Origin of the sequence: Rhodococcus sp. IEGM 1341 (assembly GCF_030056895.1) — a bacterium.
GTDB lineage: Bacteria > Actinomycetota > Actinomycetes > Mycobacteriales > Mycobacteriaceae > Rhodococcoides.
Genome location: NZ_JASHKV010000001.1, coordinates 1,221,359 through 1,239,337 on the forward strand (window position 1 = coordinate 1,221,359; position 17,979 = coordinate 1,239,337).

Sequence of the window (17,979 nt, forward strand, 5' to 3'; positions counted from 1 at the left end):
ATTGATGCGTTTGAATGACGCTCGTACGGAGTCCGTGGCCGTCCGTATTGACCTTGTACGGACATGCTCGTTCAGCTGGATCCGCGACGAAGTCCAGTCGACGATGGACGGTGTGGTCGGGGCAAGTGGACACTCCAGGGGGGGGAATTTTCGTGCTCGAACGAACGCTGGCATCGGCAGTGCATCACCCGTTCCGAAGGCCGGCACAGCGGGGACCCGGTGCAGTCCCGACACCGCTCGAAGCTCGCCACCGCAAGCCTGCGTTGAGCGCCCGCGAGATCGAGGTCATGCTCGCCTGGTTCGCCTCCGACTCGAAAACGGTCGCAGCTCGGTCCGTCTACATCTCGGTGGGCACGATCAACACCCACATCACCCGCATCCGGCAGAAATACGCGGCGGTGGGACGCAACGCGCCGACGAAGGCCGCCCTGTTCGCTCGCGCACTACAGGACGGCCACACTCACCTGTCCGAATGGTGACTGTCGATTCGTCTCCCTGCGGCGGCCGTCCAGGTCGAATCGGCCCCTCGGTTCTGGATCCCGGACTCCGATCGGCGTCGGTTATCCCAGACCTGGGAGCTGATTCGCCGGCGTGAAGCCAGGCGGCACCAGGACATCCGACGGTGACAGTTCGTGGACCGACGTGCGACCGAGACCGAGTACGGCGGAGTCCAGGCCGCCGCGCAGGATGTCGAGGACGTTCTCCACTCCGGCCTGACCGTTCGCAGCAAGACCCCACAGATACGCTCGCCCGATCAGCACTGCCCGCGCACCGAGCGCGAGTGCCTTCGCCACGTCGCTTCCCCGACGCACACCACCGTCGAGGGTGATCTCGACCTGATCGCCCACGGCCTCGGCGATCGCAGGCAACACCCGAATCGACGCCGGGGAACCGTCGAGATTGTTACCACCGTGATTGGACACCGAAACCGCGGTGACGCCTGCGTCCACGGCCCGCAGCGCGTCGTCGACCCGCGAGATGCCCTTGAGCATGAACGGCCCGTCCCACTGCTCGCGCAACCACGCGATGTCATCCCATGTGGGAAGCGGGGTCGCCTTCCACTCTCGATAAGCAGCGAAGAACGTCGGCGCAGGCCCATCGGGCGGCGCGAGGTTCGGGGCAGTCAGATCAGGGAACGCGCCCGACCTGGCCCACTGCGTCAGCCACCGTGGCCGACACAGCGCTTCCGGTGCGAACCGGATCATCGCCCTCGGATCGAGGCGTTCGGGAATCACCGGGCTACCCCAATCTCGGCCCTCGGAGAACGACCAATCCATCGTCAGAATCAACCCGACCGCGCCCGCGCTGCGCGCGCGATCGAGCATGTGCGCCAACATCTCCCGCGAACCCACCCAATGCAGCTGAAAGAACGTCTGTGGGTTGGCCGCGACGACCTCTTCGATCGGTTTGCTCGCGAACAACGACAACCCCATCGAAATCCCCCGCGCCGCAGCAGCTCTGGCGACGGCGACCTCACCGTCCGGGTGTACCGCCTGCACACCCGTCGGGGAGATCATTGCCGGGAACGCCAGCGGTTGCCCCATCAGCGTCGTCGACAACTCTCGGGTGTCCGACAACCCTGCAACGTGTGGGGCGAACCCGAGTTCGGCGAACGCGGCGGTGTTGTCCGCCGCGGTCAGACCACGTTCGGAACCCGCCACCAGCGCCGAGTACACCGACGGCGGTACACGTTTCCGAGCTCGCCGCTGGGCCTCGGCAACGGTCTCGAACCACACGCCCTCGCTCAGACCCCGAGCTTCCGGTCGAACCCGGGCGGCATCACCACATCCGACGGCGAGAGATCGTGTACCGAGGTGTGTCCGAGTCCGAGGACCGCGGAATCGACTCCGCCGCGCAGAATGTCGAGCACGTTCTCCACGCCCGCCTGACCGCCGGCCGACAGACCCCACAGGTACGCCCGGCCGATGAGCACCGCACGCGCGCCGAGTGCCAGCGCCTTCACCACGTCGCTGCCGCGCCGGATTCCGCCGTCGAGGGTGATCTCGATCTGATCGCCGACGGCCTCGGCGATCGCAGGCAACGCCCGGATCGGTGCCGGGGTGCCGTCGAGATTGTTGCCGCCGTGATTGGAGACGGAAATAGCGGTCACGCCCGCGTCGACGGCTCGTTTGGCGTCGTCGACCCGCATCACTCCCTTGAGCATGAACGGCCCACCCCATTGCTCACGCAGCCACGCCACGTCCTCCCACGTCGGCAAGGGGGTGCCCATCCATTCGCCGTACGCTCCGAAGAACGTCGGCGCAGGACCGCCGGTGGGTGGCGTCAGGTTCGGGGTCGTCAGGTCGGGAATCTTGCCGGTCTTGGCGAACTCCCACAACCACTTCGGTCGCATGATGCCCTCGGGAGCGAATTGCACCATTGCCTTGAGGTCCATCTTCTCCGGAATCGACGGGCTGCCCCAATCGCGGCCGTTGGAGAACGACCAGTCCAGGGTCATGATCAATCCGACGGCTCCCGCGGCGCGTGCCCGCTCCATCCGCTGCAGCAGGATCTCGCGCGAGCCCACCCAGTACATCTGGAAGAACGTCTGCGGATTCGCCGCAGCGACCTCCTCGACGGACTTGCTGGCGAACGAGGACAGTCCGATCGCAATGCCCCGCGCTGCAGCAGCTCTCGCGACGGCGACCTCACCGTCGGGATGCACCGCCTGGACACCCGTCGGGGAGATCATCACCGGGAACGACAGGGGTTGCCCCATCACAGTCGTCGACAAGTCCCGCTTGTCGGACAGACCGGCAACGTGCGGGGCGAACCCCAGTTCGCCGAATGCTGCCATGTTGTCGTCGATCGTCAACCCGCGTTCGGACCCCGCCACGAGTGCGGCGTACACGGACTTCGGTAGACGTTTCTTCGCTCGTCGCTGCGCTTCGGCAACGGTCTCGAACCACGCACTCTTGGCCATCAGTGTTCCTGTTCCATTCCTGCGAGCGGGTTCTCGTCGCAGATCTTCGCCGGGGGACGCATCATCAGCGTCAGCGGCACCGACTTTCGTGGGCTCTTGCGCTGCCCGGTACGGGAATGATCGACGCTGGACTTGGGGATCTCCCCCGCCGCCGCCAACGCCATTTCGCCGTTACCGATGACGCATTCGGGATCCGGACCGTCCATCGGCAGGCCCGTGAAGAATTTCGCCGCCATGCAGCCACCGCGGCACGCATCGAAATGAGCACACTTGGTGCACGCACCCGAGGTCTGCGGAGACCTCAACTCCTGGAACAATTCCGAAGTCTGCCAGACGGTTTGGAACCCGCCCATGCCGTCTTTGGCGTCTCGCACGATGTTGCCGGCGAGGAAGTTCTCGTGGATGGCGAACGGGCATGCGTACACGTCGCCGATCGGGTCGATCAGACACACCACACGCCCGGCACCGCACAGGTTCAGTCCGGGCAGAGCATCACCGAACGCCGACAGGTGGAAGAACGAATCACCGGTCAACACTCCCTCACCGTTCGCGACGAGCCAGTTGTAGAGCTCTCGCTGCTGCCCCGCCGTCGGATGCAGATCGTCCCAGACATCCGCGCCACGTCCCGACGGCCGAAGCCGCGTGATGCGCAGTGTTGCAGCGTATTCGTCGGCCAAGGCCTTGAAGTCGTCGAGCTGAGAAACGTTGTGCCGGGTGACGACCACCGAGATCTTCGCGTCCCGGAAGCCCGCCTCCTTCAGATTCTCCAACGCACGGCAGGCCATGTCGAACGAGCCCGGCCCGCGGACCGCGTCGTTGACCTCTGCCGTCGCGCCGTCGATGGAGATCTGCACATCCACGTAATCCGACGCAGCCAAACGCGCCGCGACCTTCTTGTCGATCTTGACCCCGTTGGTGGAGAACTTCACCCCCACCTGATGCGCAGTCGCATAGTCGACGAGCTCCCAGAAGTCCGACCGCACCGTCGGCTCACCGCCACCGATGTTGACGTAGAACACCTGCATCTTCTGCAGCTCGTCGATGATCGACTTGCACTGCTCGGTACTGAGTTCGCGCGGGTCACGGCGACCCGACGAGGACAGGCAGTGCACGCAGGAAAGGTTGCAGGCGTACGTCAACTCCCACGTCAGACAGATGGGGGCGTCGAGTCCGAGTTCGAATTGATCGACCAGTTTTCCTACCGGAGCTGGTCTTTCGAGGGTGGAGGTCATGGGCGGAAGTCCTCTTCTGCGATAGGTCAGGGCTTTACGGGCGAGTGATCATGTTCGAGCGGGCCAGCGTCGCGAGTGCCGTGACGTACGGTGCCGACTGCGACTCGGTGATTCCCGCAGCCGCGATCGCCGACCGCATATCCGGGTGGTCGGGCAGCGATTCGATGATCGCCACGATCGTGCGGTTCTTCAGGAACGAGAGCTTGCGAGTTCCGAAGTGGTAGAGCAGCGCCCCGAACGACTCCGGCCGCAACGCCACCTGCGGATGCAGAATCCACCGCACATCCAGGTCCAACTCGTCGAGGTCCTCGCGCACCGCAGTGGTCATGATCAGTACACGCCGCACATGCCGTCGATGGATACTTCCTCGACCAACGACTCTTCGACCAGATCGGATTCGACGACTGCCGTATCGACTACAGCGTTCTCGTTGTTCTTCGACATCGGAAACCTCCTGAGGTTGTTCGGACCACAATCGGAGTCGACAGTGGCTTGGGTCACCAACATAATGACACTGAGTGCAGAAAACCAGAGAATGGAAAGAAGAAAATGGTCAGGAGCGCAAAACCGTCCAGTCAGCCAGGTAGGCGCCCGTCCACAACGCGAGGCGAACTGAGCGATCTCGGAATCGAACTGTTCGCCGCCAAGGGATTCGAGGAGACCAGCGTCGACGACATAGCCGATGCCGCGGGCATCGCTCGACGCACGTTCTTTCGCTACTTCCCGTCCAAGAACGCAGTTCCCTGGGGCGATTTCGACACTCAGCTCACGGCATTGAGGACGCATCTGAACGACCTGCCCGGCAACGTCGGACTCGCGGACGGATTGCACTCGGCCCTGTTGCAGTTCAACACATTCCCCGAGGAAGAAGTAGCCGTTCACCGTCAGCGCATGGCACTGATCCTGGGAAATCCAGCACTGCAGAGCTACTCGATGGTGATGTACGAGGGCTGGCGTCAGGTCATTGCCGAATACGTGGCAGCACGGACGAACTCCGACCCCGGCGACCATCTTCCGCGCACCGTCGGATGGATGCTCTTGGGGGTGGCGATCTCGGCGTACGAGCATTGGCTGATCGACGAGAACAACAGCCTTCCCGAGCTTCTGACGGCAGGAGCGTCGGTTCTCTTCACCGGTGTCGGTCCGCTCCGAGCGTCCAGTGACACTGCCGAGAGCCGACTGGACGGAGAGCACATCGAGTGAGCACTGGAAAAAAACTCCGAAGATACTTCGTGAAATCGGTGCCGCGAGACCCCTCGTCAGACGCTCGAGATGTCGGCCGCCAGCTCGCGAACTTCCTCGGAGAACCGACGTCGGCCGAGACCGGCCAGAACCGCATCCTCGGTGAGCCATGACGAGGCTGCCACTTCGAGCAGGGTAGTCAACGCAACAGCTGCGGCACCCTGCTTCGCTTTGGACGCGATACCGCTTCGAGTGCGCAGTTCGGCCGAGAACAGCGCCAGCATCACCGAACGCACTTCTCTTCGCAGGGTTTCGATGGACAGACTCCAACCGGGCGATCGGGTGAAGTACACCAATGCGGCAGCACGGTGCTGATCCGTCCACTCGAGCAACGAAGAAATGATGTCACCCAGAGCAGCGTCGGGGTCAGCTGCGATCCGGGCCCGTAGCTCATCGAGAAGACCATCGGCGAACAAACGCAAACCCGCGAGCAGAACCTCGTCCTTCGACGGGTAGTGGTAGTACACGGCCGCCGACGTCATCTGCGCCTCCGCGGCGATATCGGCCACGGTGACGTCCTCGATGGACCTGACCGAATACAGATGCATGGCGGCCTCGACCACTACTTCGCGCCGCGAGGGCCGATGCGCCGCACGCTTGGCCCCCTTGTCCGCCGGGGGCGTCACCGTCGATTTCGGCTTCACTGCCTTTGCTGCCATGACGGAGATCATGGCACCATGCACTGACCCAGGTGCCGAGGAGGACGCTGTGCCGCGACGAACCAGCAGCTCGACGTCCGAAGTCGACGAGAGTTCCGCGCTCGGAGCTGCTGTCGATGCTCCGATTGCGTCCGAGCCCGATGCCCAGCCCCCCAAGGGATCTGCCCACCGGCCCTCTCGCCGCCACCTCATCGTCCAGGCGGCGGTGCGTGTCTTCTCCCGCAAAGGTTTTGCGGAAACGTCCATTCAAGAGATCGCCGAAGCAGCGGGCATGGTTCCGACGGCGGTCTACTACCATTTCGCCGGCAAGGAAGAGCTGTTCGATACCGCGCTCGGATTCGCGATGGATGCCAGTACCGCCGCAGCCCAGGCAGTTCGACCGGACGACACCGAGGCCGATTCCGCCGCGTTCAAGGAGGCCGTCGACGCCGTCTGGGACTGGACGGCAGAACACCCCGATGCGGCCCGGATGCTGTTTCTTCAGGTGGCCGGCGGTGCCACCCCTGGGACGCGCCTGCTGACCAAAGAGTACGAGGACAGGCACGTACGCCGCGCCTTCGACTACTTCCCCGACTCGGAGACACCGGCGGACAAGCGGTCGGCCGCGGCGCATCACGCCGCTCGGTCGCTGCGAGCACGCACGATGATCGCCACGACCATCGCCATCCAGCCCTTACGGATCGAGGGCGGGCCCTTGTCCCACATCGCGGTGGCGCGTCTTCGGTCGGCCACCACAGATGTGTGCGCGAAAATGATCGAGGGTCGCTGAAGCTCCGACGGACGTCCACCACCGTCGAGTAACTCGACCGAAACAACAGTCGAAACTCGGAGTGGACCTCCCTCATGCGTATCGCGTCTTTTTCGTGGACACTCCTTGGATCGTGACGCGTTCGCCGAGTTTCGGGAGTCGACACCACCTGACCGTCCGGGTAGGCAGTGGCCCGTCCGGCGCGTGGGTTCCACGTCCTCCGAACGGCCCGATCTTCCCTGGATCGGTACCTTCGCACACCGTCGTGTGGAACGCTCGGCGGTGTGCGAAGGTACGGCTTCGCTGAGAGTCCGACGAACAGAATGGCTTTCGATGACCGAGTTGGATGCACTCGCACCGAGCCCGGATGGAGTCTGGGCTCACGAGAACGTGGTGGTTCGGCACCTCCCCGGACTGGAATTCGACGCGGCCCGAACAGGGTCGATCGTGCAGGTCTGCCACGGCCTGACGTCTGCGGGTATCGGTGAGCGCCTGGTTCCGATGGTCACCCCACACGCCCGCCATGTAGGTCTTTCGCAGCGCGAGTTCGAGTTGGTGTTGGTCGGGATCGTCCGCACCACGGTCGCCGATCCGGTCGACGCATGGGCCACCTATTACCGCAATTCGTTGGACGAGCTGCTCTCGGGCACCGCCGATTTCGCGCCTGTCCACGAACGGGCGGAGAACCTGATCGTCGGGTCGGTGCTCGACCTGGGTTCGTGTTTCGGCTTCTTTCCACTGCGGCTGGCGATGGAAGGCCACTCGGTGACTGCGACGGACCTGTCGGCCGGAACCATGCGGTTGCTCGCCACCGTGGCTCCACACCTCGGGGTCACGCTCGACACCGTGGTGTGCGACGCCGCGAATGTTCCCGTTGCCGACGGCAGTGCCGACACGGTGACTGCACTGCATCTCCTCGAGCACGTCGACGCCGAGACCGGCTCCCGCATAGTGGAAGAAGCGCTACGCATCGCGCGCACCCGTGTCGTTGTCGCCGTGCCCTTCGAGACCGAGACCACCGCCTGCCACGGACACGTCCGCACATTCGACGAGGCATCGCTGGTCGAGCTCGGTCGGTCGTCGGGCCGCGCATTTCGGACCTTCGAGCACCACGGTGGGTGGCTCGTGATCGACAAGACCTCGACCCCCCCAACTGGTCTGACAGGCCGCTGGGAGTACCACATCGCAATACCGACGTGGTGTCAGGATCGCAATGGATCCTGACACCACTGCGTCCGTCGACCTAGGCGTACTCGGGTACCGACAGTCGATTCTCCGCTGCACCGAGTGAGTCGAATCCGTCTGCCTTGAGCAGATTGTGGACGTTACGCCGTCGGACCCCCATGTTGCCGCCGTCGTAGACCGGGAAACACAGGACGTCCTCCATGATCGCGGCGATCGGTGTCAGGTTCGTGTACGCATCGACGCCGACGAGACGCATGGCGTCGTACACGACCTGCACGGCCGTCTCGGATGCGAAGATCTTTGCCTCGTTCGCCAATTCCCGATCCCGTCCGCCGGTGCGGTCGAAATGGTCGGCGGCCTTCCACGCGAAGTAGCGCACCGCCTCGATGCGAGTCTTGATGTCCACCAACATGTAGCCGGCGTTCTGATACTCGATGACGGGTACCGGACCGGAGCGGTGGTCGGTCTTGGCGAAGTGCAAAGAGTAGTCGAATGCAGCTCGCATCCTGCCCACGCACGCGGCAGCGATGGACGAGCAGGTCCAGGAGAACGCGGTGGCGACGATGTCCAACCCGTCGCCCGGCTTGCCGACGATGTTGCCGACCGGCACCCGCACGTCGCGAAATTCCACCCGCGGCGAATTGGTGGCGCGATGTCCGATGGTGTCGATCATGTCGGTGATCTCGACCCCGGGCGTTCCCTTCTCCACGACGATGACGGCGAGCGACTCCGACGGCGGCAGTGCAGGATCGGTACGGCAGACCACACTGATCAGGTCGGCACCCTGACCGTCCCAGCCCGAGGCATTGGTGGTGTAGTGCTTGGCACCGTTGATGACCCACTCGTCGCCCTCGCGACGCGCGAAGGTCCGAATTCCGACGGTCGGGTCCTCCGAGTCGTAATTGGCCCCGCCGGTCACCTCGGTGTAGGCGATCGCAGCCAATCGGGGTTCGCCGTCGCAGAACAACGGGAGCCACCGGTTCTTCTGCTCCTCGGTACCGAAATTGATGATCGGGTTGAGTCCCAATCCCGTGCCCAGCAACGCAGTCGGAGCGTTGATGTCGACCCGAGCGAGTTCCTCGGCTGCGAGCGCGAAGGTGAGATTGTCGAAGTACGCGCCGCCGTATTGGTCGGGAACCAGTCCCTTCACGAAGCCGAGACCGGCCAGCTGCTTGTAGACCGGCTGCAGCGCGTAGAAGCGATCCTCGGGGCTCGGTATGGAGGAAATGGTGGGCGCTACTTCGCTCAGAATGTCGTCTGCCACTTGCCGCGCCTGCATGCGCACTGCCATCTGCTCGGGGCTGAGCTCGAAACTCAGGGTCATGTGAGACTCCTCGATGTCTGTCCTGGTGGAGGTGAAGAACGGAATCGGGCGACGCTGCCCTACCCACCATGTTTCATCGCCCGATGCATCCCGGTCTTGTACCGGACTGCGCCGTCATCGGTACCGTTCTGCATTGTCGAACAAACAGATTCACCCCTGCGCCGACTGCGGCACTTCCCCTGTCTGCACCAACGCGCGGTATTCGACCGGACTGCATCCGAAGCGCGATCGAAAGGTCTTGGCCAGATGGGCGGAATCCGAGAATCCCCACGCTGCCGCTATCGTTCCGATCGATCGAGTGTCCCGAGAATCGGCGAGCTCACGCCGACACGCTTCGACGCGATGTTCACGGACGACGGCACCGAACGTGGTTCCCGTCCTCTCGAAGAGGGCATGGAGCGTGCGTACCGATACCCCGACATGGCGGGCCGCATCGGTGGCGGGAACTCGGCCGAATGCAAGCCTGGAGTCGATGTACCGAACGACGGAGACCCGAAGTGCTTCGTCGGTCTCCAACGAGCATCCGGTGCGCCGTTGTGTCCCTCCCAGTACGGCACGCAGCAGATCGACATGGGCCGCTCCGATCATCTGCCGCTCGGCGGTCTGCAGCGAGGAATCGGTCCGCCAGGTCTCCACCATCAACGAGCTGAGCAGCCGAGCAGAACCCGACGAGCTTGCGAAACGCCGCGCAGTCGTCGCTGCCGACGGACCGACCACATCAGCCAGCAGAGGGCGCGGCAGTCGGAAGGACAGCACTCGCCACAGTTCGTCGTTGCCGGGCTCTACGAACTCCAGCCGGTACGGGCGAGTCGAGTCGACGACGGCGAACTCACCTCGGGAGACCGTGCACTGCCGCCCGTCCTGAGTGGTCGTACAGTGCCCGTCCAGTTGCAGATTGACGAAGACGACATCCTCGTCCGCGCGGGCTACCTCGCGTTTTCCGTGATCGATTCGCTGTGTGCAGGAAGCGATCTCCGCTGCGTTGCCACCCCCGATCGCCGCGGAGCGCACCCATCCGGGGAGTCCTGAACGTGACGAACTGTGTTCGACGTGGTCCCGGGATCGCCACGGTGCCAGCGGCGTGAATGCCTGGCAGAGAACATCGGCCCAATAGCTCATCTGATCGGCCGGGCCGAGTCCCCGGGTTGTCCAATACGACGTCATGATGCACTCCGCGCTAGGTTCGAGTGCACACACGGTAAGCCCTGGGCGTAAGCCATCCGAGGCATTTGCGTTACGAAATGTGTGCACTCTCCTCACACCGGGGGGTGGGGCGCGGAGAGCTTCCCCGCACCTTCGGATGTTTGGGCGTCGCTCAGATCAACCCCTGCTTGCTCGCCGCGTACACGGCCTCGGCTCGCCGAGACACTGCGAGCTTGCGCATGATGTTGCTGACGTGGAATTTCACCGTCGTTGCCGAGATGAACAGGCGGGTCCCGATCATGTTGTTGGACAGGCCCGTCGCAAGCAACCGGAGTACTTCGAGTTCGCGCTCGGTCAGCCGCTCGATGCTGCTCGGGGTGCCGTTGAGTGATCGCACGACAGCCGAGGCACTGCGCGAATCGAAGGCACTCTCGCCTCGCGAGACAGCACGTATCGCCCGCACCAGTTCGGTGGTATCGACGTCCTTGACGACGTATCCGCGCGCACCGGCGTGCACCGCCTCCACCACGAGTCGGTCGTCGAGGAAAGTTGTGAGCACCAGTAATCCGATTCCGTTGTGCGCCTTGGCCAATTGTGCGCACAAGGCAAGGCCCTCGTAATCCGAACTGGCCGAGAGCTTGAGATCCATCAGCACGATATCGGGCTCGACCCGCGCGACGACGGCCAATCCCTCCTCCCGCGTCGACGCCTCCCCCACGATCGTCAGATCCGACTCGCGCTCGAGCACCGAACGCAGCCCGTCGCGCAGAATTGCATGATCGTCGACCAGGACGATGCGGACAGTAGGTGCCGCCACCTGCCCCATGCCCGTGCGAACCGTCGGAACGCTCACTGTGTTTCGCCCTTCTCGGATCTTTCCTGGAAGGGAATGCGCACTGCCACACGCACACCCCCGGTTCGGGCGCGGCGAATCTCGAAGACCCCGCCGTGTTCACGGGTGCGGGCCGCCATGTTCGCCAATCCGCGGTGGCGGCCGTCGACATCGGTGGACTCGGCCAGGTGCAGCATCATTCGCAGGTGGGCCGGATCGCCGTCGCCGTCGTCGGCGATCGACAACTGCACCTGATCGAGCGAATAGGTCAACCGAAGAATCGCCCGCGACGCGTGCGCGTGCACCGCTGTGTTGAACAATGCTTCGCCGGCGATACGGAGCAATGCATGCTCACACTCGCTGCTCAGCTCGACGGGGGTTCCCTCCACACGCAACGAGACCTGCAACTCGTCGGGCATGTGGACCACGGAAAGCTGTTCGAGCATTTCGGGAAGCGACGTTCGATCCGCGTCCTGCGGATGATTGAGCGCGTAGATCGCCGACCGCAGTTGCTCCACAGCTCGACGCGTCAGATCCTTCGCAAGATCCAATCTGTCGCTGCGTTCTTCGGCCGAGATCTCGCTGCGACACACTTCGATCTGCATACCAGCGGACAACACGGCCTGAGTGACGCTGTCGTGCAATTCGCGAGCGATGCGGTGGCGTTCGTCGTCGAGGACCTGATGGCGGTGCGCGGCACCCAATTGCCGCTGTGTCAGCAACAGTTCGGCATTGCGGGCTGCGAGATCGGCCGCTGTGCGGTTCGCCTGGGCATAGGCACTCTCGGTCCGCTCGAGCAATTGCCGTCGACTCTGGAAGAGCGCCGAATTCTGCAGCGCCACCGCCGTTTGACTGGCCAGAATGCTCAACACCGCTGCGTCGGTGGCGTCGAGCACCCGCTGCTCTCCGGTCCACGCCGCGAAAGCACCCACAACGCCTCCGTCGAACGCGATCGGCACGAAGGCGTGATGAGCGGAAATAACCGGTGTCTGCCCATCGCCGCACGTCGACTGTCGAATCGACTCGAGGCAGTCGACGACGTCGTCCGGCAACGGTGGCCCCTCGACGTTGTCGACCAGAAACGGCGTGGCGTCCGGTCCGAGCACGAGTCGACGAGGACCGGCATCCGGCAGAGCGCCATCGGCAAGAGCGAAGACCACCCAGCGTGCGCTCAGATGGGCACGAGCTGCTTCCGCGACCGCGCACACCAGCGTCTCGGGCCCGTCGACCGTCCGAACCAGTGCCCGTGAAATCAACTCCAGCGCATAGACGACGCGCTCCAAACGTTCGGCCGCGCCACGATATTGGGGGTAGAACGTGTTCTTGCCCGAACGCAGCCCCGTCAGCAGCGACAGGTCGGGTCCGGACGTCACAGCGCACTCCTGAACAGATCGACCATCTCGCGGTGCGTGGCGGAGCGAGGATTGGTGGACATACAGGCATCATGTAAAGCGTTGGTGGCCAACACATCCAGATCGGACTCGCGGACACCGATCTGTGCCAGACCGGTGGGAACGCCGACCTGACGTGCAAGGCGATCGACACGGTCCGCCACAGCCATGGCGGCTTCCTCCGGCCTGGCTCTGCCTTCCGGCAATCCGAGGCTCGTCGCGATGGCCACGTAGGGCAACGGATCCTCCGCGGCGTTGAAACGAATGACATGCGGCAGCAGCACTCCGTTGATCACCCCGTGCGGGAGGTCGAGGAGTCCTCCCACCTGATGGCTCATGGCATGGGTGGCACCGAGAATCGCATTCGTGAACGCCAGACCGGCTTCCAGACTTGCCTGCGCCATCGAACCACGCGCGGCCATATCGGTGGGCTCGTCGATGGTGCGCGCCAACTGCGACATCACCATGGTGATGGCCCGAAGTGCATGATGGTCGGTGAGCTGGTTGTGCCCCAGCGAGACGAATGCCTCGATTCCGTGCGTCAGAGCGTCCAAACCGGTTGCCGCGTTGAGCCATTCGGGCATCGTGGTAAGCAACATCGGATCGATCACGGTGATATCGGGAACGAGTGCCCGGCCGAGGATGGTGATCTTGGTCGAGCGCGCCGTGTCGGTGACGATGCAGAACTGCGAGACGTCGGCCCCGGTGCCCGATGTCGTGGGCACCATCACCAGCGGGGGAATCGGCCGAGTGGCCTGATCGACGCCCTCGTAGTCGAGGATTCTGCCGCCGTTGCCCGCGAGGATGGCGATCCCCTTGGCCGCATCCATGACCGACCCACCGCCGATCGCCACCAGCACGTCGCAACCGTTCTCTGCGTAGTAGCCGTGCCCGGCCTCGATTTCGACATCCTTGGGATTGGGCGTGAGCGCGCTCCAGACCTGGGGGTCGAGGCCCTGGTCAACGAGTAGGTCGACCAGCTGCCCGGCCCAGCCGCTCTCGATCAACCCCGAGTCCGTGACGAGCATCGGCCGGACCCCACCGAGACGACATGTCGCGTGCGCGACCTCGCCCAGCGAATCCGGACCGAACACGATCTCGGGTGCGTGGAATTTGAGAACTCGTGACGTCTCGGCTCGGCTGCGCTGTGCATCGAGGTCGTGCAGCGCCTTGCCGACGTCCGCCGTAGCTGCCTGGTCCACCGTTCACACCCTCGCTGTCCATCGATCCCAGAACTCTCGGACCTGTGATTCAGGTTACAACCTTACGAGTACGGCTGATCCGATCCCACCAGCACCGGGCCAGGTTCCTACCTGCCCGATCGGGTAGGTAGGCGGCACGATCGGTCAGGTCAGGACAGCGCATGGCCCAGTTCGGCCGCCTGCGAGGTCAATTGTTCGCCATCCCGCGCGACGACGACCCGGTCGCATATTCGCTCGTAGTCCTCCATCGAGCACGCTGCCTGCGCCCAGTAACGACGAGCTTCGGGGGTGATCCACGCGATGCGGTGCACCTTCGACCGGATCTCGTCCAGGGCCTCGAGGCCAGCCGGGCGTCCGTTGCACCGACCGTCGCCGACGATGATGACCGCGGTGCGCTTGTCCAGGACTTCCGGGTGTGACTGCAACAGATCGGTGAAGGTTCTGCCGTAATCGCTGCTCGCTTCGAGGTCCAGCCGCGCGTCCGCGAGCACCGCGGCCAGTGCGCCGTCGCCGGTACTGCCGAGCAAGGTGGTAGTCACATCGACCGGTGCGTCGACGAACCCCATCACCGTGCATCGGTGTGCGCGCGCATGCATGGCTTGCGCAAGCCTCAGGGTGAACGCGGTGATGGGCCGAACCGACAACGACACGTCCGCCAGCACCAGCAACCGAACCTTGCCCGGCACAGGGGTTTTCGTCACCAGACGGAACGGGATGCCGTCGGTACGCAGACTGGACCGGACAGTGCGCCGCATGTCGAGCGGTCCGCGTGAATGTTCGCGTGGTCGTGGGCGAGGAGTGCCCCGCATGTGTTTGAGCACTTCGTGACTCGCGCGCTCGATCTCGGCGTGCCGGCCGATCGCCTGCGCCGCGCCGTCGACCGGCACCGGTGACGACATCGTCCCCGTCACATCCCCCAGCGCCGCGACGAAAGCCTCGACGGCATCGGTGATGCGGTCGAGCATCGCAGCACTCAGTGGACCGGAATCACCCCCGTCGCCGTAGACGCTACTCGGATCGTAAGCATCGAACCACGCCAGGATGCTCGCCGGATCCTCCCAGTTCAGCTGTCCCGCAACAGCTCCGCTGGTGCTCGACGCCAACTCCCCGGCCGCCGTCGACCCGGACCGCTCCAGGTCGACGGTGTAGGTGACACCCCGTCGACCCATGTCGCCGTCGGTGTCGATCGACAGATCGTGGTCCTCGGACGAGAGACTGATGTCGTCGTCGTCCTTGTGCGGGTTGAAGCCCTTGTCCGCTTCCGGGGCGTCGAGCAGATCACCGATTTCGACCGCACGCTCGTTGTATTCGGCGTATTTGGCCGCTTCCTGGTCTGCGCCGACGTCCAGGTCCGTCGGCAATCCGCCTGCTACCTGCGCTCCCAGTGGCGAACGATGCTCGTCCATGGCGCTCTCGACGGGTGCCCTGAACATCGACTCGAAGGCCAGATCGAAACCGTGCTGTTCGTGGTCGTACTTGGCGCACGTCGCACGCAAGGCCGCGCGCAACACCGCCAGGTCACGTGCCCCGAGAAGTCCGAGGACGCGTCGTACCTCGATGACCTCTGCCGGCGACGCCGCTACTCCGAAGCGCCTGAGCGTGCGCCCGAACACCGCAGCCAGCACATCGAGCACCACCGATGCCGAGAACGTTTGTGCCACGGTCATCGTCGTATTCCGATGCCACCCTTGTCGCGTCCACCGTGCCCTCTGAAGGCCGACGCGGTCGTGTTGACGACCGTTCCGAGTGATGTTGCTGCAGAGGGTGTTTCTGCGACCGGTCCGGCCAGCGCGATCTTCATGTCCGACGAGTACTTCACCAGGGCCGCGAGCAGGTACTTGCGGGTGTCTTCGGTATGACCGAGGACCGAGGCGATACGAGCCGCATCGATCACTTCCGAGATCGACGGGCTCTTGCGGAGCGGTAGCTCACGCAATTCCGTTGCCAGCTCCACGATCTCGGACACGATGTGCGCGGGCACCTCGGGGGCACGAGCAGTGACGATCTCGCGCTCACGCGCCGCGGTCGGATAATCGAGATGGAAATGCAGACAGCGACGTTTGAGGGCCGACGACAGCTCACGAGTGTCGTTGGAGGTCAGTATCACCCACGGATCGCTGCGCGCGGTGAACGTACCGACCTCGGGGATCGTCACCTGCTTCTCGGCAAGCACCTCGAGCAGCAAGGCCTCCATCGATTCCTCGGTGCGATCGACCTCGTCGACCAGGAGCACCACCGGCTCCTCGGAGAGCACCGATTCCAACAGGGGCCGCACGGCGAGGAAGGGCTCGGAGTAGAGGCCGAAGTCTTTGGCGGCGAGCATCTTCGAGGCGTCGTCGATGTCGGTGACGTGCTGGGTGAGTGCGCCGATGTGCTCGCGCAGCATCTGCACGTGCAGAAGTTGCTTGGCGTAGTCCCACTCGTAGAGGGCCCGATTGTCGTCGAGACCCTCGTAGCACTGCAGGCGCACCAGCTTGCGTCCGCTCGCCGCGGCCAGGGACTTCGCCAGCTCGGTCTTGCCCACGCCCGCGGGGCCTTCGAGCAGCAGTGGGCGATCGAGTGCTGTCGCCAGATGCACCACGGTGGCGAGATCGTCGTCCGCGATGTAGTCCTGCTCTCCGAGCGCGCGCTGCAGATCGGCGGCGTCGGTGAATCGAACGGTGCCGGTGTCGTCGCTACGCACTGTCGACAGCGAGGTCATGTGCTTCCTTTCAGGCGGCGCAGTGGTGCGGTTGTGCGCCGCCCGGGGCACACAACCGCACCACTGCGAAGCATCAGTAAGACTCGTTGATCGCGTGCGAGACGACGGGAATCATCGACTGGACGGTCACCTCACGGGGGTTGCCCGGGGTGCACCAGTCTTCCTGGATGTGCTCGGAGATCTTCAGAACCGACTTCTCGTCGCCCTTGATCACGTCGCCCTTGCCGGCGTACTTGCCGGTGTTCATCCGGTTCTTGTCGTACGTCGCCGAACGGATCGATCCGAAGTTGTCCGGAATTCCGACGTCCTTTGCGAGCCTGATGGCCGCCTCGACTGCCGCGTCGGCAGCCTGAACGGTGGTCATGTTCTTCGTGTCCACGCCCATGGCCACGGCGATCTCGGCGTAGCGCTCGTAACGCGAGGGCAGGTTGTACTCCCACACGCGCGGTAGAGCGATGGCGTTGTTGAGGCCGTGCGCGCTGTCGTAGAAGGCGCTGATCGCGTGCGAGATCGAGTGGATGACGCCGAGTCCACCGGAGTTGAAGGCCTGTGTGGCGATGTACTGGGCGTTCATCATGCCCTCGCGAGCCTTCAGGTTGCCCGGGTCGTACACAGCTTCACGAAGATGCTTGGAGACCAGCCCGATCGAGTAGATCGCATTGCCCAGCGACGGCGCGAAGTCCAGCCGCGAGACGTACGGCTCTGCGCCGTGGGCGAGGACGTCGAAGCCGCAGAACGCGGTCCACTGCTGGGGGCAGGTGTAGTAGAGCAGCGGGTCGTCCAGTGCCAGCGTCGGTGTCGACGCCTCGTCGAAGGCGAGCCACTTGTGCGGCTTCTCCATGTCCGAGGTGTCGGTGATGACGTAGGCCCAGGATGTCTCCGAACCCGTTCCGGCAGTGGTCGATACGGCGATGTGCGGCGGGTTCTGCTTGTTGGTCGACTTGGAGAATCCCTCGAACTCGTTGATGTTGCGGCCGTCGTGGGCGACGACGACGCGGATGCCCTTGGCCGCATCGTGGCTCGAGCCACCACCGACGGAGATGACGCTGTCGCACTTCTCCTTCTGGTACAGCGCGGCACCGTCCATGACGTTGTAGTCCTTGGGGTTGGACTCGACCTTGTCGTAGAGGACCACCTCGACGCCCTGGTACTCGATCTTGCCGATCAGTTCCTCGATGATGCCCGATCCGCGCAGACCGGTCGTGACCAGCAGCGAGCGCTTGAATCCGAGTTCCTTGGCCTCGACACCGATCATGTCGTGGGCGCCGACTCCCAGCTTGGCGCGCGGCAGCGGGTGAAACTCCTTGATGGGGAATTCCCAGATCTGGTTGAGCTCGATGACCATCGGTGTCTCCTCGGTGAGTGTGAGTACAAGACGCCTTCTTCTGTGATCGGCG

Annotated in this window: 18 protein-coding genes; 4 read left to right on the top strand and 14 right to left on the bottom strand. The window is 64.1% G+C overall.

Features of this window, described 5'->3' with window-relative positions; genetic code table 11:
* The first annotated feature begins 152 nt into the window (after positions 1–152).
* Complete coding sequence (locus QM615_RS05375; protein ID WP_262498279.1) at positions 153–479, top strand: LuxR C-terminal-related transcriptional regulator; 327 nt, start codon at positions 153–155, stop codon at positions 477–479.
* A gap of 81 nt (positions 480–560) precedes the next feature.
* Here the strand turns inward: QM615_RS05375 and mftD (QM615_RS05380) are convergent, their stop codons facing one another.
* Genes mftD (QM615_RS05380) through mftA form a run of 5 tightly spaced genes read right to left on the bottom strand, consistent with a single transcriptional unit; the run spans position 561 to position 4,599 of the window.
* Positions 561–1,748: a pre-mycofactocin synthase MftD gene (mftD, locus tag QM615_RS05380; protein ID WP_149405616.1), complete on the bottom strand. Its 1,188-nt coding sequence runs from the start codon at positions 1,746–1,748 to the stop codon at positions 561–563.
* On the bottom strand, positions 1,745–2,923 hold the full coding sequence (mftD, locus tag QM615_RS05385; RefSeq protein WP_068051503.1) for a pre-mycofactocin synthase MftD: 1,179 nt from the start codon (positions 2,921–2,923) through the stop codon (positions 1,745–1,747). Before mftD (QM615_RS05385) ends, mftD (QM615_RS05380) begins: the two co-directional genes overlap by 4 nt.
* On the bottom strand, positions 2,923–4,155 hold the full coding sequence (mftC, locus tag QM615_RS05390; protein ID WP_149405315.1) for a mycofactocin radical SAM maturase: 1,233 nt from the start codon (positions 4,153–4,155) through the stop codon (positions 2,923–2,925). The genes mftD (QM615_RS05385) and mftC overlap by 1 nt, the downstream gene beginning before the upstream one ends.
* A gap of 34 nt (positions 4,156–4,189) precedes the next feature.
* Complete coding sequence (mftB, locus tag QM615_RS05395; RefSeq protein ID WP_068051521.1) at positions 4,190–4,483, bottom strand: mycofactocin biosynthesis chaperone MftB; 294 nt, start codon at positions 4,481–4,483, stop codon at positions 4,190–4,192.
* Between the two features lie 2 nt (positions 4,484–4,485).
* Positions 4,486–4,599 (bottom strand): mycofactocin precursor MftA, encoded by a 114-nt coding sequence (mftA, locus tag QM615_RS05400; protein ID WP_094639111.1) that lies wholly within the window; start codon positions 4,597–4,599, stop codon positions 4,486–4,488.
* Between the two features lie 105 nt (positions 4,600–4,704).
* On the opposite strand from mftA, the gene mftR reads away from it, so the two are divergent.
* Positions 4,705–5,358 (top strand): mycofactocin system transcriptional regulator MftR, encoded by a 654-nt coding sequence (gene mftR / locus QM615_RS05405; RefSeq protein ID WP_149405314.1) that lies wholly within the window; start codon positions 4,705–4,707, stop codon positions 5,356–5,358.
* A gap of 56 nt (positions 5,359–5,414) precedes the next feature.
* Here mftR and QM615_RS05410 read toward each other — a convergent pair whose 3' ends face one another.
* Positions 5,415–6,056, bottom strand: coding sequence for a TetR/AcrR family transcriptional regulator (locus QM615_RS05410; RefSeq protein WP_262498278.1), 642 nt, complete (start codon positions 6,054–6,056; stop codon positions 5,415–5,417).
* A 49-nt stretch (positions 6,057–6,105) separates the two neighbouring features.
* Here QM615_RS05410 and QM615_RS05415 point away from each other — a divergent pair, with 49 nt between their 5' ends.
* The gene (locus QM615_RS05415) at positions 6,106–6,825 is read left to right on the top strand and encodes a TetR/AcrR family transcriptional regulator (protein WP_149405312.1); all 720 of its coding nucleotides are present in this window, start codon (positions 6,106–6,108) and stop codon (positions 6,823–6,825) included.
* Positions 6,826–7,137: 312 nt separating this feature from the next.
* Positions 7,138–8,028 (top strand): mycofactocin oligosaccharide methyltransferase MftM, encoded by an 891-nt coding sequence (mftM, locus tag QM615_RS05420; protein ID WP_149405311.1) that lies wholly within the window; start codon positions 7,138–7,140, stop codon positions 8,026–8,028.
* A gap of 19 nt (positions 8,029–8,047) precedes the next feature.
* On the opposite strand, the gene QM615_RS05425 is transcribed toward mftM, so the two are convergent.
* The 8 genes from QM615_RS05425 to mdo all read right to left on the bottom strand — a co-directional run bounded on the left by QM615_RS05425 (position 8,048) and on the right by mdo (position 17,927).
* A complete protein-coding gene (locus tag QM615_RS05425; protein WP_149405310.1) occupies positions 8,048–9,313 on the bottom strand; it encodes an acyl-CoA dehydrogenase family protein in 1,266 nt (421 codons plus the stop codon).
* 150 nt (positions 9,314–9,463) lie between these two features.
* On the bottom strand, positions 9,464–10,477 hold the full coding sequence (locus QM615_RS05430; RefSeq protein ID WP_149405309.1) for a helix-turn-helix domain-containing protein: 1,014 nt from the start codon (positions 10,475–10,477) through the stop codon (positions 9,464–9,466).
* Between the two features lie 151 nt (positions 10,478–10,628).
* The gene (locus QM615_RS05435) at positions 10,629–11,282 is read right to left on the bottom strand and encodes a MadR family response regulator transcription factor (RefSeq protein WP_032405004.1); all 654 of its coding nucleotides are present in this window, start codon (positions 11,280–11,282) and stop codon (positions 10,629–10,631) included.
* A gap of 23 nt (positions 11,283–11,305) precedes the next feature.
* Positions 11,306–12,661 carry a MadS family sensor histidine kinase gene (locus QM615_RS05440; protein ID WP_068051604.1) on the bottom strand — a complete coding sequence of 452 codons (1,356 nt, stop codon included), beginning with the start codon at positions 12,659–12,661 and terminating at the stop codon, positions 11,306–11,308.
* Positions 12,658–13,845: an iron-containing alcohol dehydrogenase gene (locus QM615_RS05445; protein WP_262498312.1), complete on the bottom strand. Its 1,188-nt coding sequence runs from the start codon at positions 13,843–13,845 to the stop codon at positions 12,658–12,660. Before QM615_RS05445 ends, QM615_RS05440 begins: the two co-directional genes overlap by 4 nt.
* A 185-nt stretch (positions 13,846–14,030) precedes the next feature.
* Complete coding sequence (gene madC / locus QM615_RS05450) at positions 14,031–15,548, bottom strand: MadC family VWA domain-containing protein (protein ID WP_149405307.1); 1,518 nt, start codon at positions 15,546–15,548, stop codon at positions 14,031–14,033.
* Positions 15,545–16,582 carry a MadB family AAA-type ATPase gene (locus QM615_RS05455; RefSeq protein ID WP_149405306.1) on the bottom strand — a complete coding sequence of 346 codons (1,038 nt, stop codon included), beginning with the start codon at positions 16,580–16,582 and terminating at the stop codon, positions 15,545–15,547. The genes madC and QM615_RS05455 overlap by 4 nt, the downstream gene beginning before the upstream one ends.
* Positions 16,583–16,655: 73 nt before the next feature.
* Positions 16,656–17,927 (bottom strand): NDMA-dependent methanol dehydrogenase, encoded by a 1,272-nt coding sequence (mdo, locus tag QM615_RS05460; protein WP_094639073.1) that lies wholly within the window; start codon positions 17,925–17,927, stop codon positions 16,656–16,658.
* Between the last annotated feature and the right edge of the window lie 52 nt (positions 17,928–17,979).